The organism is Streptomyces sp. NPDC088157, assembly GCF_044741545.1.
In the GTDB taxonomy this organism is placed as follows: domain Bacteria; phylum Actinomycetota; class Actinomycetes; order Streptomycetales; family Streptomycetaceae; genus Streptomyces.
This window is the reverse complement of the sequence record NZ_JBIUSU010000003.1, coordinates 736462-749618: the sequence shown is the minus strand read 5'-3', so window position 1 is coordinate 749618 and position 13157 is coordinate 736462. Positions and strand designations below refer to the sequence as shown.

At 72.0% G+C, this 13157-nt stretch carries 14 protein-coding genes; 7 read left to right on the top strand and 7 right to left on the bottom strand.

Annotated features, from left to right (window positions below):
• The first annotated feature begins 72 nt into the window (after positions 1-72).
• The gene (locus ACIPFH_RS14530) at positions 73-996 is read left to right on the top strand and encodes a helix-turn-helix transcriptional regulator (protein WP_356258596.1); all 924 of its coding nucleotides are present in this window, start codon (positions 73-75) and stop codon (positions 994-996) included.
• A gap of 11 nt (positions 997-1007) precedes the next feature.
• Here the strand turns inward: ACIPFH_RS14530 and ACIPFH_RS14525 are convergent, their stop codons facing one another.
• On the bottom strand, positions 1008-1826 hold the full coding sequence (locus tag ACIPFH_RS14525; protein WP_401826294.1) for an SAM-dependent methyltransferase: 819 nt from the start codon (positions 1824-1826) through the stop codon (positions 1008-1010).
• A gap of 184 nt (positions 1827-2010) precedes the next feature.
• On the opposite strand from ACIPFH_RS14525, the gene ACIPFH_RS14520 reads away from it, so the two are divergent.
• From ACIPFH_RS14520 to ACIPFH_RS14510, 3 genes are all read left to right on the top strand, one after another.
• A complete protein-coding gene (locus ACIPFH_RS14520; protein WP_401826291.1) occupies positions 2011-2721 on the top strand; it encodes a transcriptional regulator in 711 nt (236 codons plus the stop codon).
• Positions 2718-3689, top strand: a complete 972-nt coding sequence (locus ACIPFH_RS14515; protein WP_401826288.1) for a pyridoxal-phosphate dependent enzyme — start codon at positions 2718-2720, stop codon at positions 3687-3689. The genes ACIPFH_RS14520 and ACIPFH_RS14515 overlap by 4 nt, the downstream gene beginning before the upstream one ends.
• A gap of 159 nt (positions 3690-3848) precedes the next feature.
• Positions 3849-4208 carry a cupin domain-containing protein gene (locus ACIPFH_RS14510; protein ID WP_356258607.1) on the top strand — a complete coding sequence of 120 codons (360 nt, stop codon included), beginning with the start codon at positions 3849-3851 and terminating at the stop codon, positions 4206-4208.
• Between the two features lie 57 nt (positions 4209-4265).
• Here the strand turns inward: ACIPFH_RS14510 and ACIPFH_RS14505 are convergent, their stop codons facing one another.
• Complete coding sequence (locus ACIPFH_RS14505) at positions 4266-5618, bottom strand: VWA domain-containing protein (protein ID WP_401826286.1); 1353 nt, start codon at positions 5616-5618, stop codon at positions 4266-4268.
• Positions 5615-6472, bottom strand: a complete 858-nt coding sequence (locus tag ACIPFH_RS14500) for a MoxR family ATPase (RefSeq protein ID WP_359119364.1) — start codon at positions 6470-6472, stop codon at positions 5615-5617. Before ACIPFH_RS14500 ends, ACIPFH_RS14505 begins: the two co-directional genes overlap by 4 nt.
• A gap of 124 nt (positions 6473-6596) precedes the next feature.
• On the opposite strand from ACIPFH_RS14500, the gene ACIPFH_RS14495 reads away from it, so the two are divergent.
• The gene (locus ACIPFH_RS14495) at positions 6597-7175 is read left to right on the top strand and encodes a hypothetical protein (protein ID WP_401826283.1); all 579 of its coding nucleotides are present in this window, start codon (positions 6597-6599) and stop codon (positions 7173-7175) included.
• Between the two features lie 55 nt (positions 7176-7230).
• Here the strand turns inward: ACIPFH_RS14495 and ACIPFH_RS14490 are convergent, their stop codons facing one another.
• Positions 7231-8076, bottom strand: coding sequence for an SDR family oxidoreductase (locus ACIPFH_RS14490; protein WP_401826280.1), 846 nt, complete (start codon positions 8074-8076; stop codon positions 7231-7233).
• Between the two features lie 103 nt (positions 8077-8179).
• On the opposite strand from ACIPFH_RS14490, the gene ACIPFH_RS14485 reads away from it, so the two are divergent.
• Positions 8180-8545, top strand: a complete 366-nt coding sequence (locus ACIPFH_RS14485) for a winged helix-turn-helix transcriptional regulator (RefSeq protein ID WP_401826278.1) — start codon at positions 8180-8182, stop codon at positions 8543-8545.
• A gap of 127 nt (positions 8546-8672) precedes the next feature.
• Positions 8673-10211, top strand: a complete 1539-nt coding sequence (locus tag ACIPFH_RS14480) for an FAD-dependent oxidoreductase (RefSeq protein WP_401826276.1) — start codon at positions 8673-8675, stop codon at positions 10209-10211.
• A gap of 10 nt (positions 10212-10221) precedes the next feature.
• Here ACIPFH_RS14480 and ACIPFH_RS14475 read toward each other — a convergent pair whose 3' ends face one another.
• Genes ACIPFH_RS14475 through ACIPFH_RS14465 form a run of 3 tightly spaced genes read right to left on the bottom strand, consistent with a single transcriptional unit; the run spans position 10222 to position 13120 of the window.
• The gene (locus tag ACIPFH_RS14475) at positions 10222-10884 is read right to left on the bottom strand and encodes a lactate utilization protein C (RefSeq protein WP_401826275.1); all 663 of its coding nucleotides are present in this window, start codon (positions 10882-10884) and stop codon (positions 10222-10224) included.
• Positions 10881-12368: a LutB/LldF family L-lactate oxidation iron-sulfur protein gene (locus ACIPFH_RS14470; protein WP_401826272.1), complete on the bottom strand. Its 1488-nt coding sequence runs from the start codon at positions 12366-12368 to the stop codon at positions 10881-10883. Before ACIPFH_RS14470 ends, ACIPFH_RS14475 begins: the two co-directional genes overlap by 4 nt.
• Entirely contained in the window at positions 12365-13120 is a 756-nt protein-coding gene (locus tag ACIPFH_RS14465; protein WP_401826270.1) for a (Fe-S)-binding protein, read from the bottom strand. Before ACIPFH_RS14465 ends, ACIPFH_RS14470 begins: the two co-directional genes overlap by 4 nt.
• Positions 13121-13157 lie beyond the last annotated feature (37 nt).

The window sequence follows — 13157 nt, the reverse complement described above, 5'->3', positions numbered from 1 at the left end:
GTGCCGCGTGCGGCCGGAGGGCCGCGGATGCGATACTGCGGTCTGTCGTCTGCCGGTCCACGGGGAGTCAGGATGTCTGTCGAGTCGCCTCGAGTGTCTCGCCTCGAACCGTATCTGAACCGGGCCGAGCCCGCCCCGACCTTGCTGAAAATGCTGGTCGGCGTTCAGTTGGCGGGTATCCGGGAGGACGCCGGTCTCTCCCAGGACCAGGCTGCGCGAGCGCTCGGCTTCAGCCCGGCCAAGCTGTCGCGCATCGAGGCGGGCAAGGGGCGCAGGCCGCCCGTCGAGGCGGACGTCCGCGCGCTCCTGTCGCTGTACGGGACCGACGACCACGAGGCCTCCGTGCTCATCCGGTTGCTGCGGCAGGCGGGCGAGCCCGGTTGGTGGCAGCGCTACGACAAGCGGCTCATGCCCGAGTGGTTCGACCGGCTGGTCGGTCTCCAGGAGGCGGCCACGGCGATCCGTACCTTCGAGATCCAGTACGTGCCGGGCCTGCTGCAGACCCCCGCCTACGCGCGTGCCGTCGTGGAGCGCGGGCTGCCGTCGGCGACGTCCCGGGAGGTCGAGCGCCGGGTGGAGCTGCGGACGCGGCGCACCGAACTGCTGAGGCGTCCGGACGCCCCGCGGCTCTGGGCGGTCCTGGACGAGTCGGTGCTGCTGCGCGTGCTCGGCGGCCGTGAGGTGATGCGCGAGCAGCTCGACCACCTCGCGGAGATGGCCGGACTGCCCCATGTCACGGTCCAGGTGGTGCCGTTGGACGTCACCCATGCCTCCGCGCCGGCCATACCGGTCACCTATCTGCGCTTCGGCGGCGCGGATCTGCCCGACGTCGTCTATCTGGAGCAGATCAGGAGCGCGACCTTCCTGGAGGACCGGGACGAGACGGAGGAGTACCGGGTCGCGCTGGACCGGCTGGCGGACGAGGCGCTCGATCCGCGCGACTCCATGGCGCTGCTGAAGGAGACGGCGGAGCGGCGCTATCCCGCCGCTCCGTGAGGTGAGACGGCTCAGCCCAGGCGGCCCACGCCGCCGAACTCGATCCACTCCTGGGTGAGTTGGCGGGGCGCGACCTCGGTGTCGGGCCGCCAGGTGGAGACCTCCACCAGTCCCGGGTCGAGGATCTCGGTGCCCTCGAAGAACGCGGCGACGTCCTTCTCCTGGCGTACCCGGCCCCAGTGGCCCTGCGTGGCCTTGTCCATGAAGTCGGTGACGAACTTCCTGACCTCGGCGTCCTCGCTGACCAGCTGGCACATCACCAGAAAGCTTCCGGGGGCGAGCCGTTCGGTCACCCGGCGGACCACCGCCTGCGGTCCGTCGGTGTCGCTGTCGGGGATGCAGTGGAAGACCGAGTTGAACAGCACGGCCACCGGCTGCGAGAAGTCGATCAGCCGCCGGGTTTCCTCGTGCGCGAAGATCGCCTCGGTCTCCCGCAGGTCGGCGTGGATGACGGTGGTCCTCTGGTCCTGCTCCAACAGGGCCCGTCCGTGCACCAGCACCATGGGGTCGTTGTCGACGTAGACGACGTGCGCGCTGGGGTCGATGCGCTGGGCGACCTGGTGCACGTTGTCCTGGGTGGGCAGGCCTGAGCCGTGGTCCAGGAACTGCCGGATCCCGAACTCCTGCGTCAGGGTCTTCACGACGCGTTGGAGGAAGCGCCGGTTGTTCAGCGCGAGGGCGCGGGTGCTCGGGACGACCTTGTCGAGTTCCTCGCAGGCCGCACGGTCGGCCGCGTAGTTGTCCTTGCCGCCCAGGTAGTGGTCGTACATGCGGGCGGCCGTGGGGACCGCCGCGTCGATCGACGTGGACAGCTGCTTGCCAGGCTGCATCTCATTCCCCCAGTTCGCTGCCGTGCCACGGACTGGCGCGGCCGACAACACATCCTAGGGAAACCGTAATTGGCGACACCACCCCTTGATCGGCGGTTCCCCTGAACGCGTCATCCACGACGTTGACATCTGAGCCATGTCTGGACTGGAAGTCCATAGATTGGACGTGTGGTCTAATCGTGTCATGAGAACCCGGGAAACCGAGCGGGACGCGATCCTGCGCGCGCTCACCCCCCTCGTCGACGGAATCGCCGCGACGTTCGGGCCGGTCTGCGAGGTGGTGCTGCACGACTACCGGCGGCCGGAGAAGTCCGTCGTCGCCGTCGCGGGGTCGGTGACGGGGCGGACGGCCGGCGGCGCGATGAGCGAGATCGGCATGCGGGTCCTCGCCCGTGGCGACGACGCCGTCGACGAGCTGAACTACGTCACCCGCACCGGCGCCGGACGGCTGGTGAAGTCCTCCACGATGGTGCTGCGCGACTCCACGGGCGCGGTGTTCGGAGCCCTGTGCGTCAACGTGGACGTCACCGAGGTGGACCGGGTGCAGGGCCTGCTGGCCGCGCTCGCGGGGGCGGCCGGGGCAGGGGCCGAGGCACCCGTGACGACGTTCGGCGACGACATCGACTCCGTCGTCGACGCCCTCCTCGACGACCGTCTGCGCCGTCAGGGCCAGACCTGGGCGGGCCTCGACCGGTCGCGGCGCCTGACGTTGTTCCGCAGCCTGGACGAACGCGGCGTGTTCGCCGTGCGCCGCGCCGTCGAGCAGGTCGCCGCCCGCCTCGGCATCTCCCGCGCGTCCGCCTACAGCTATCTCTCCCAGGCCAGAGCCACGCACCAGGCCGGTGCCGACGACAGCGCCGGTACCGACGACAACCCCGAGGGAGCACACCCGTGACGACCACATCTCCGCCGATCACCCTCGACGACGTGCGCGACGCGGCCGCCCGGCTCGAGGGAGTCGCGCACCGCACGCCCGTGCTCCGCTCCCGCACCCTGGACGCGCTGGTGGGCGCCGAGGTCCATCTGAAGTGCGAGAACTTCCAGCGCGTCGGCGCGTTCAAGTTCCGCGGCGCCTACAACGCGGCCTCCCGGCTGGCCCCCGAGCAACTCGCCCGGGGCATCGCCGCGTACTCCTCGGGCAACCACGCCCAGGCCGTCGCCCTGGCCGCGCGGGAACTCGGCACCACCGCGGTGATCGTCATGCCCGAGGACGCGCCCGGCTCCAAGCGGGCGGCGACGGAGGGCTACGGCGCCGAGATCGTGACGTACGACCGGTACGCCGGTGACCGGGTCGCCATCGCCGAGGCGCTGGCCGCCGACCGGGGTCTGGCGCTGATCCCGCCCTACGAGCACCCGCACGTCATGGCCGGCCAGGGCACCGCCGCGCTCGAACTCCTCCAGGAAGCCGGCGAGTTGGACTCCCTCCTGGTTCCGGTCGGGGGTGGCGGACTGATCGCCGGCAGCGCGACCGCGGTCAAGGGGCTGCGGCCCGGCACCCGGATCGTCGGGGTGGAACCGGAGGCCGGGGACGACACGAAACGGTCGCTGGAGGCGGGCCGGCGGGTCGAGATCCCGGTGCCGCGCACCATCGCCGACGGCCAGGCCCTGCACACGCCCGGGGAACTGACCTTCTCGGTGAACCGGCGTCTCGTGGACGACATCGCCCTGGTCTCCGACGACGAGATCCGCGCGGCCATGCGGTTCGCCTTCGAACGCCTGAAGATCGTCGTGGAGCCGAGCGGCGCCACCCCGCTCGCCGCCCTCCTCGCCGGGCGGGCCGGAGATCTGCCGCGACGCGTCGGTGTGATCGTCTCCGGCGGCAACATCGACACCGCTCGCTTCGCCGAACTGTGCGGCGCCTAGCCAGGACGGGTCATCGAGGGCCGCCGCCTCCGGTTGGCGGCTCCCCGGCGACGGGCGGAGGATGGAGGGGTGGGGCCCGGCCCCCGACCCGCGACGCCCAGGGCCGCCGGGGAGACCGGCCCCGGCCGTGGTGAGGCGCGGTCGGAAGGAGGAAGCGTCATGATGGAAGTGAAGGCGCTCGAAAAGCCGGACGAGCGGCGCGATTTCCCCCGCGGCCACATCGAGGCCGTCCATATGACGGGGCTCGACTTCGCCGTGGCGACCTTCGAACCGGGATGGCGCTGGTCGGAGTCGCTGGCGTCGATGGCAGGAACCGACACCTGCCAGATCCACCACAACGGATACGTGGTCCAGGGCCGCATGCGCATCGCCATGGACGAGGGCGGCGAGGGTGAACTGGGGCCCGGAGACGTCTTCGTCGTCCCGCCCGGCCACGACGCCTGGGTCGTCGGCGACGAACAGTGCGTGGTCTACGACTTCGCCGGGGCGATGGCCAAGGACTACGGGAAGGCCCAGTAGAGCGGGAAAGCAAGAGAGCGAGAGAGCGAGAGAGCGAGGAGAACAGGGGAGACTGGGCTAGACCGGGAGCAGCCGGCCTACCAGAGCGCCGAGTTGGAGCGCGTTGCGGCACTCGTGCATCGCGACCAGCTCGGCGTACTCGGATGCGGCCGAGTCGCCCGTGCCCCACAGGGAGCGCGGCTCGGGGTTCAACCAGTGGACGTGACGGGCCTGTTCGGCGATCTGTCGCAGTGCGGCCAGGTTCGGGTCGCTCATGTTCGTCCGGGCGTCGCCCAGTACGAACACCGTGCTGCGCGGGCCCACCGCCGCGCCGTACCGCTGTGCGAACTCGCCCAGAGCGACACCGTAGTCGCTGCTGCCGTGGTAGCCCGTCAGAGTCGCCTCGGCCCGGATCCGGGCGCCGAGGCCCTCCGGGTCGGCCGCGCCGTGTTCGAGCAGGCCGGTCACGTCGTCGATCCGGTTGACGAAGGCGAACACGCGCACTTTGCTGAACTGGTCGTGCAGCGCCTGCACCAGCAGCATCGTGAAGTCGGAGAAGCCGGACACCGACCCCGACACATCGCACAGCAGCACCAGTTCGGGGCGGGCGGGGCGCCGGCGGCGCAGCACGGGCCGCATCGGGACTCCGCCCGTGGAGAGCGAGCCGCGCAGCGTGCGCCGCAGGTCGATCGTGCCCCGGGCGGCCCGGCGGCGGCGCGCGGCCATCCGGGTGGCCAGCTTGCGGGCCAACGGCTGTACCGTCCGCCGCAGTTCGGCCAGCCGGTCCTTCCCGGCGTACAGGAAGTCGACCCGGTCGGCGGTCGGCGCCACCGCGCGCCGGGCGATCTCGTCCCGCCCCCGCCGCTCCGCCACCCGGCGCCGGGCCTCCCCGGCCACCAGGGCACGGAAGGCCGCGATACGTCGCCGGATCTCGTCCTCCAGGAGCCGGTCGGTGAACCCGACGTCACCGCCCCGGGCCCTGATGTCGTTCCGCACCCGCGCCAGCAGCGTCTGCGGACGCAGTCGTTCCAGGGTCTGGTACGACGACCAGCCGTCCGCGCCCGGTGAACTCCCGTAGCCGCCCAGTGAGTCGACCGCCTCGATCGCCAACCGGGCCAGCGCCGTCCCGTCGTCGGCGACGAGTGCGGCGGCCAGCCGCTCACGCAGGTCGTCACGGTCGCCGGGTTCGCCCCGCGGCGCGCCGACGCCGTGCGGGAAGTACAGGTCGAAGACGGTGTCGAAGACGCGCCGCTGGTCCGTCGAGTGCAGCAGCGTCGCGGCCAGCCCCTCGCGCAGCAGTCCGCGGTCCGCGAACCCCAGCACCGCCGCCGCTTCGGCGGCGTCGACCGTCTCGCCGGTGCCGACCCGCAGGCCGTGCGCGCGCAACGCGGCGACGAAGCCGACCAGGCGGTCGGCGACCTCGGCGCTCACACGGCGTCCAGGTCGAGCTTCGCGCCGGCCTTGAGGATGTCGTCCTGGTGTTTGAGGATCACGCCGAGACTCTCGCGGACGACCCTCTCGTCGAGGGTGGTGGCGCCGAGCGCGAGCAGGGTGCGCGCCCAGTCGATGGTCTCGGCGACGGACGGCGCCTTGCGCAGGTCCATCGCGCGCAGCGCGCCGATCACCCGGACCACCGACTCGGCCAGTGCCGCTTCGATGCCGGGCACCTTCAGCCGGACGATCCGCCGCTCCAGCTCCTCCTCGGGGAAGTCGATGTGGAGGAAGAGACAGCGGCGCCGCAGCGCCTCCGACAGCTCACGGCTCGCGTTGGAGGTGAGGACGACGAACGGGCGGCGCGTCGCGGTGATCGTGCCGAGTTCCGGAACGGTGACCTGGAAGTCACTGAGCACTTCGAGGAGCAGCCCCTCCACCTCGACATCGGCCTTGTCGGTCTCGTCGATCAGCAGGACGGTCGGCTCGTCGCCCCGGATGGCGGTCAGCAGCGGGCGCGGAAGGAGGAACTCCTCGCTGAAGACGTCCGTGCGGGTCTCGTCCCAGGTCTCGTCCCGGCCCGCGCTGATGCGCAGCAGCTGCTTGGCGTGGTTCCACTCGTACAGCGCCCGGGACTCGTCGACGCCCTCGTAGCACTGGAGCCGAACGAGCCGGGCCCCCGCCACCTGCGCCACGGCCTTGGCGAGTTCCGTCTTGCCGACGCCGGCCGGGCCTTCCACGAGCAGCGGCTTGCCGAGCCGGTCGGCGAGGAAGACGGTCGTGGCGACGGCGGGGGAGGCCAGATAGCCGCTCTCGGCGAGCCGGGCGGAGACATCGTCGACGGACGTGAACAACGGGGCCTCCGGGCGGGTCGGTCGCGGTCTTGGCGAGTGTTCGATCACCTATCTAAGCGCTTGTTCACCCCCGTTGTCATCAGCGGTCGGGGGCCTTGTCGGTCCCGGGCGGTACGTTGCGATCATGGGTGTGTATCTGGTGAGCGTCAGCGCGCAGGACTGGTCCGAGCCCGGCGAGGACGGATACGGAGACGTCGCCGCCGCGCTGAACGCCGAGCTGGAGCGGCGCGGGCTGCCCCCGTACGAGCCCCAGGAGGCCGTACGGGACGCGCCGGGCTGGTTCGAGGAGAAGATCAGTCCCTCCATGGACGGCTTCACCGCGCTGTGCGGGGCGCAGCTGACCGGTGCGGAGCTGTCGACCCTCCTCGACTGGGCCGTGCTGGTGCCGTTGCCGTTGGAGGAGGAGATCCTGCTCCCCGTCGGCACGGCGTACGCCGGCGACGAGACGCCGGTCGCCGGGGCCCCGCGGGTCCTCGCCCTGGCCCGGCGGCTGGCCCGGGTCATCGGCCTGCCCCTGGACGCGATACCGGCGGGCGAGAACCTCGCACTGAGCCTGTGGTTCATGGAGGGCGGGGTGGACAAGGCCGCCGAGGCGTGGCCGGGGCCGTGGAGCGAGGACCGGGACGCGGCCTTCTACGTGGCGCTGTACCTGCGCGCCGCGCAGTACTCCCTCCGGTACGGCTGCCCGATGACCTACTCCTGACTCGCGACGGCGCCCGCGGCCACGGGGCCGTCACCTGGCGACGGGGAGCCGCGACCTACCGGAACGCCGCCGCGTTGCGCCGTGCCCACTCCTCGAAGGTGCGCGGCGGGCGGCCCAGCACCCGCTCGACGTCGGGGCCGACGCGCTGCTCTGCGGGGGTCGGCTCGCCGAGGATGGACAGGGTGGTCTCGACGACCGGCTCCGGCATGAACCCCATCATCAGCTCGCGCGCCTCCTCCCGCGTCTGCTCGACGAACCGGACCGGCTCCCCGATCGCCGTGCCGATGGCCTCCGCCCGCTGCCGGGGCGTAGTGCGGGCGGGCCCGGTCAACTCGTAGACCCGACCGGTGTGTCCGTCCTCCCGCAGGGCCACCGAGGCCACCTCGGCGATGTCGGCCGGGTCGACGGTGGCCAGACCGACGTCGCCGAAGGGGGCCGCGACGGTACGACGGTCGCGGACCGGCTCCGCCCAGGCGTAGGCGTTGGAGTGGAAGCCGCCCGGCCGCAGGATCGTCCACTCCAGGCCGGAATCCCGGACGGCGTCCTCGATTCCGCCCGCCAGGGCCCCGTGCGACTCCGACTCCGGCCGGGTCGCCACCCCTTGGGAGGACAGCAGCACCACCCGGCCGACCCCGGCGGACTTGGCGACGTCCAGGAGGTCCCGCGGGCGCAGCAGATGAGCGCCGGCGCCACCGTTCTGCAGGAACAGCGCGTCGGCCCCGTCGAGGACCGGCCGCAGGCTCTCCGCGTCGGTGAGATCCGAGCGCAACGGCCGAACGGCGTCCGGGACGTCCGTGTCCGAGATGTTCCGGGACGTGGCGGTCACCCGCTCGCCCGCGTCCGTGAGGAATCGGACCAGTTCACGGCCGACGTTCCCGGTAGCCCCCGTCACCACGATCATGGGTAACTCCTTTGTCTTCATGGGTCGTTGACGTTGCGGAACGACGCTAACACCGCAGGTATAGTAGGTACCCAGAGGAAAGTGACTTCCCCAGGGGGTACACATGACCGGCCTCCCGACCGATCCCGAGCTCGCCTGCCCCATCGCCCCCGTCGTGGACATCGTGTTCAGCCGCTGGACCACGCCCATCCTGTGGACCCTGCACGTCCACGGCCGTCAGCGGTTCGGCGAGCTGGAACGCCGGATCACGAACATCACTCCCAAGGTGCTGACCCAGCGCCTGCGTCAGCTGGAGCGCGACGGCCTGGTGGTGCGCACCTACCACCCGGAGGTGCCCCCGCGCGTCGAGTACGAGATCAGCGAACTCGGCCTCGGCCTCGCCCCGCTCTTCGCCCACCTCGCCGAATGGGCCACCGACAACCTGCCCAAGGTGGCGCAGGCCCGGGACGGCTACGACCGAAGGGCCTGAGGCCGGGTGGGCGTGCCGCGACGGGCGACGGTGAGCGGACGAGGGCGAGTGGCCGGGGCCGACGGGCCGGGGCCGGCCGGTCGGCGGTCGGGTGTGTGACCCGGTCGGCCCCGGGAACTCGGGCCGCATGGACGAGAAGGCGCATCCCCACGGGTCGTACTGGCTGCACAGCGCCCCGCCCGGCGACCCCGCGCCCCCTCCGGACGGGCCGTTCACGGTGGACGTCGCGGTCGTCGGCGCAGGCATCGCGGGGCTGAGCACGGCGTGGGAGCTGGCCCGGCGGGGGCGCTCCGTCGCCGTGCTGGAGGCGGATCGGATCGCGGCCGGGGTCACCGGGCACACCACGGCCAAGCTGAGCGCCCTGCACACCCTCGTCTACGACCGTCTGCGCCGCACCCGGGGCCCGGAGGGAGCCCGGCTGTACGCCCGCTCGCAGATGGAGGCCATCCGGTATGCCGCGAAGACCGCGCAGGAACTGGGCGTCGACTGCGAGTGGGAGGACACGGCCGCGTACACCTACGCCGAGGATCCCGCCCGCACCGATGCCCTGAAGGCCGAGGCGGAGGCCGCGCGGGAGGCCGGGCTGCCGGCCGAGTACGTCACCCGGACGGAGCTGCCGTTCCCCGTGGCGGGCGCGGTCCGGGTGTCCGACCAGGCGCAGTTCCACCCGCGCAAGTACCTTCTGGCCGTCGCCGAGGGCATCCAGCGGCTCGGCGGCACGATCCACGAGAACACCCGGGTCACCGGCCTAGGCGAGGGCGACCCCTGTGTGCTGACCACCCGCTCGGCGGCCGGGGAGACGAAGGTGACCGCCCGGTCCGTCGTCGTCGCCACCCACTATCCCGTGTTCGACCGGGCCCTCCTCTTCACCCGGCTCTCCCCGCGCCGCGAACTGGTGCTGGCCGCCCCCCTCGACGCCGCCCGGGCCCCGCGCGGCATGTACATCACCCCCGAGCGCAACACCCGGTCGCTGCGCACGGCGCCCCTGGACGACGGCCGGCGTCTGCTCGTGGTGACCGGCGAGCACTTCACCCCCGGCGCGGGCGGCGACGTCGAGGAGCGCTTCGCACGTCTCGCGGGCTGGGCGAGGGAACACTTCGGCGAGCTGGACTTCACCCACCGCTGGGCCACGCAGGACAACGACTCCACCGACACCGTCCCGCTCGTCGGCCCCTTCCACCCCGGCAGCAAGAACGTCTACGTCGCCACGGGCTTCGGCGGCTGGGGGCTCAGCAGCGGCATCATGGCCGGCCGCCTGCTGGGCGAACGGATCACCGGCGGCAGCTCCCCCTGGGACGACCTGTACGACCCCCGCCGCATCGCCTCCGTCGTCCGCGAGGGCGCCACCTTCCTCAAACAACAGGCCGACGTGGCCCGGCACTTCGTCGGCGACCGGCTGCCCTCGCCCGCCGGGCCGTCCGTCGAGCAGATCGCGCCCGGTGACGGCGCGGTCGTCCGCGTCTCCGGTGAGCGCTGCGCGGTCCACCGCGACGCGGACGGGCAGCTCCACGCGCTCTCCGCCCGCTGCACCCACCTGGGCTGCCTGGTGGCCTTCAACCGCGCCGAGCAGGCCTGGGAGTGCCCGTGCCACGGCTCGCGGTTCGACGTGCGCGGACAGGTGGTGCAGGGCCCGGCGATCGACCCCCTGGAGCCCCGCGAGCTCTGAGCGAGGGCGCTCAGCCGACCAGGATCACCTCCAGGGTGCGCGGGCCGTGCACCCCCTCCACCCGGTCCAGTTCGATGTCACTGGTCGCCGAAGGCCCGGAGATCCACGTCAACGGGCGTGCCGGGTCGAGCCGTTCGAGAGCCTGCGGCACGGACGACACCACCTGGGCGGGGACGCGCACCACGCAGATGTGGTGATCCGGGACCAGGGTGATCCGGCGCCGGCCCTGGTCGGGACCGCCGTCCAGCACGATCGTCCCGGTCTCGGCGACCGCCACCGCGCACGCCGTGACCACGCTGTCCACCCGGTCGAGTTCCCGCGCGCCGCTCTCCGCCCGGTCCGCGACGCGCGCGACGTCCGTCTCCGCCAGCCACGCCTCGTCCAGCCCGGGCGGGACGAGCACCGTCGCCGACTTCCGCTCCGCGAGCAACCGGGCCAGCACGGAGGGCAGTTCACCTTCGCCGCACCGGTGCACGAGGGCCCGGTAGTCCGCCAGGTTCTCCGCCAGCAGCTCGACCGTCTCCTCGGTGCTCCGGGAACCGTGCTCGCGCAGATAGTCGCGGGCGACGGCCTCCCCGTACCGGACGTCCCTGCCAGGCCCTTCGGGGTCGTCCTGGCTCACGTCGGCCAGCGCGCGCCGCACCCGGCCCAGAATCCGCTCTCTGCTGCTCACTTCGCCGTCCCCTCGTCGGTGGTGCCGCCGTTCGTACGCTGCCACCAGTCGCGGAACGGCTCGGCGGGCACCGCCGGCAGATCCCGCGAACCGCTCCACGCCTTGCCGGGACCGGGCAGCGTACGGGGATGGAACCGGCGCGTCCGGGACGCGAGCCGCTGCCCGGCGCGCAGGGCGCCGGGCCGGCCGAACGCCCAGCGCGCCGCCCGCATCGCGGCCCGTTCGGCGCCGTGGCCCTTGGCCGGCTTCAGCACCACCTTGTTGCCCTCCCGCGTCACCGGGCCGCCCTGGACGACCCGTTCCCGCAGATGCACCAGCACCTCCGGGATGTCGATGGCCACCGGGCACACGTCGTAGCAGGCCCCGCACAGCGACGAGGCGTACGGCAGGGAGGCGTCGATCTCGCTGCCGGTGCCCCTGAGCTGGGGGCTGAGGATCGCGCCGATCGGGCCCGGGTAGACCGAGCCGTAGGCATGGCCGCCGGCCCGCTCGTACACCGGGCACACGTTCAGACAGGCGGAACAGCGGATGCAGCGCAGGGCCTGCCGGCCGACCTCGTCGGCGAGGGTGTCGGTGCGGCCGTTGTCCAGCAGCACCAGGTGGAAGGCGCCGGGGCCGTCGCCGTCCGTCGTGCCCGTCCAGGTCGACGTGTAGGGGTTCATGCGCTCGGCCGTCGAGGAACGGGGGAGGGTCTGCAGGAAGACCTCCAGGTCACGCCAGGTCGGCACGATCTTCTCGATGCCGACGACGGAGATCAGCGTCTCGGGGAGGGTGAGGCACATCCGCCCGTTGCCCTCGGACTCGACGACGACCAGGGTGCCGGTCTCGGCGACCATGAAGTTGGCGCCGGAGATCCCGACCTTGGCGCGCAGGAACTTCTCGCGGAGGTGGAGGCGGGCCGCTTCCGCGAGTTCGGCGGGCGTGTCCGTCAGCCCCTCGGGCGCGGGGCGGCCCCACTCGCCCATCTCCCGGGCGAAGATGTCCCTGATCTCGCCCCGGTTGCGGTGGATGGCGGGGACCAGGATGTGCGACGGCCGGTCCTTGCCCAACTGCACGATGAGTTCGGCGAGGTCGGTCTCGTAGGCGCGGATGCCCTCCGCCTCCAGCGCCTCGTTGAGTCCGATCTCCTGCGTGGCCATGGACTTGACCTTGACGACCTCCGACTCGCCGGTCTCCTTGACCAGATCGGCCACGATCCGGTTGGCCTCCTCCGCGTCGGCGGCCCAGTGGACGATGCCGCCGGCCGCCGTCACCGTCTCCTCCAACTGCACCAGATAGCGGTCGAGATGACGCAGCGTGTGGTCCTTGATCCGCTTGCCCGCCTCCCGCAGCTCCGCCCAGTCGGACACCTCGGCCACCGCGGCCGCCCGTTTGGCCCGGATGGTGTGCGTGGCATGCCGCAGATTGGCGCGCAGGGTCTGGTTGCCGACCGCTTCGTGCGCGGCCTTCGGGAAGGCCGGCATTCCTACGAACGTTCCGCTCATGACGCCGGCTCCTCCTGTGTGCTCGCCAGGATCTCCGCGATGTGGACCGGCCGCATGCGGGTCTCCAGCCGGGTCATGGTCCCGCCGATGTGCATCAGACAGGAGTTGTCCGCCGCGCACAGCACCTCGGCGCCCGTCGACTCGGCGTTGCGCACCTTGTCGGCGCCCATCGCCGCCGAGACGTCGGAGTTCTTCAGCGCGAAGGTCCCGCCGAAGCCACAACACTCGTCGGCCCCCGGCAGCTCCACCAGCTCCAGCCCCTCGACCGCCTGGAGCAGCCGCCGGGGCCGCTCCCCGAGCCCCAGCCCGCGCAGTCCGTGACACGTCGGGTGATAGGTCACCTTGTGCGGGTAGTACGCGCCGACGTCCGTCACCCCGAGCACGTCCACCAGGAACTCGGTGAGCTCGTACGTCTTCGGCACGACCGGCGCCAGGGTGGCGGCGAGGGTGTCCCCCCGCCCCTCGGCCCGGGCCCGCTCACCCATCCGCGGATACAGCTCCCGCACCATCGCCCCGCACGACCCCGAGGGCGTCACGATCGCCTCGTACTCTCCGAATACATCGGAGAAATGCCGGGCGAGCGGTTCGGCCTCATGGCGGTAGCCGGTGTTGTAGTGGGCCTGGCCGCAGCAGGTCTGGGCCATCGGGAAGTCGACCTCGACTCCCAGCCTGGTCAGCAGTTTCACCACGGCACGGCCGGTGTCCGGATAGAGCGTGTCGTTGACACAGGTCAGGAACAGTGCGACACGCATCGCGGCTCCTTGCGGTTAGGTCATCGGATGAGTGCAG

Bases quoted from the DNA above. Each gene is read 5' to 3' on its own strand.
- ACIPFH_RS14480 (WP_401826276.1), top strand. From the start codon at position 8,673: ATGGACGAGAAGGCGCATCCCCACGGGTCGTACTGGCTGCACAGCGCC.
- ACIPFH_RS14470 (WP_401826272.1), bottom strand. From the start codon at position 12,368: ATGAGCGGAACGTTCGTAGGAATGCCGGCCTTCCCGAAGGCCGCGCAC.
- ACIPFH_RS14485 (WP_401826278.1), top strand. From the start codon at position 8,180: ATGACCGGCCTCCCGACCGATCCCGAGCTCGCCTGCCCCATCGCCCCC.
- ACIPFH_RS14530 (WP_356258596.1), top strand. From the start codon at position 73: ATGTCTGTCGAGTCGCCTCGAGTGTCTCGCCTCGAACCGTATCTGAAC.
- ACIPFH_RS14490 (WP_401826280.1), bottom strand. From the start codon at position 8,076: ATGATCGTGGTGACGGGGGCTACCGGGAACGTCGGCCGTGAACTGGTC.
- ACIPFH_RS14465 (WP_401826270.1), bottom strand. From the start codon at position 13,120: ATGCGTGTCGCACTGTTCCTGACCTGTGTCAACGACACGCTCTATCCG.
- ACIPFH_RS14510 (WP_356258607.1), top strand. From the start codon at position 3,849: ATGATGGAAGTGAAGGCGCTCGAAAAGCCGGACGAGCGGCGCGATTTC.
- ACIPFH_RS14525 (WP_401826294.1), bottom strand. From the start codon at position 1,826: ATGCAGCCTGGCAAGCAGCTGTCCACGTCGATCGACGCGGCGGTCCCC.
- ACIPFH_RS14520 (WP_401826291.1), top strand. From the start codon at position 2,011: ATGAGAACCCGGGAAACCGAGCGGGACGCGATCCTGCGCGCGCTCACC.
- ACIPFH_RS14495 (WP_401826283.1), top strand. From the start codon at position 6,597: ATGGGTGTGTATCTGGTGAGCGTCAGCGCGCAGGACTGGTCCGAGCCC.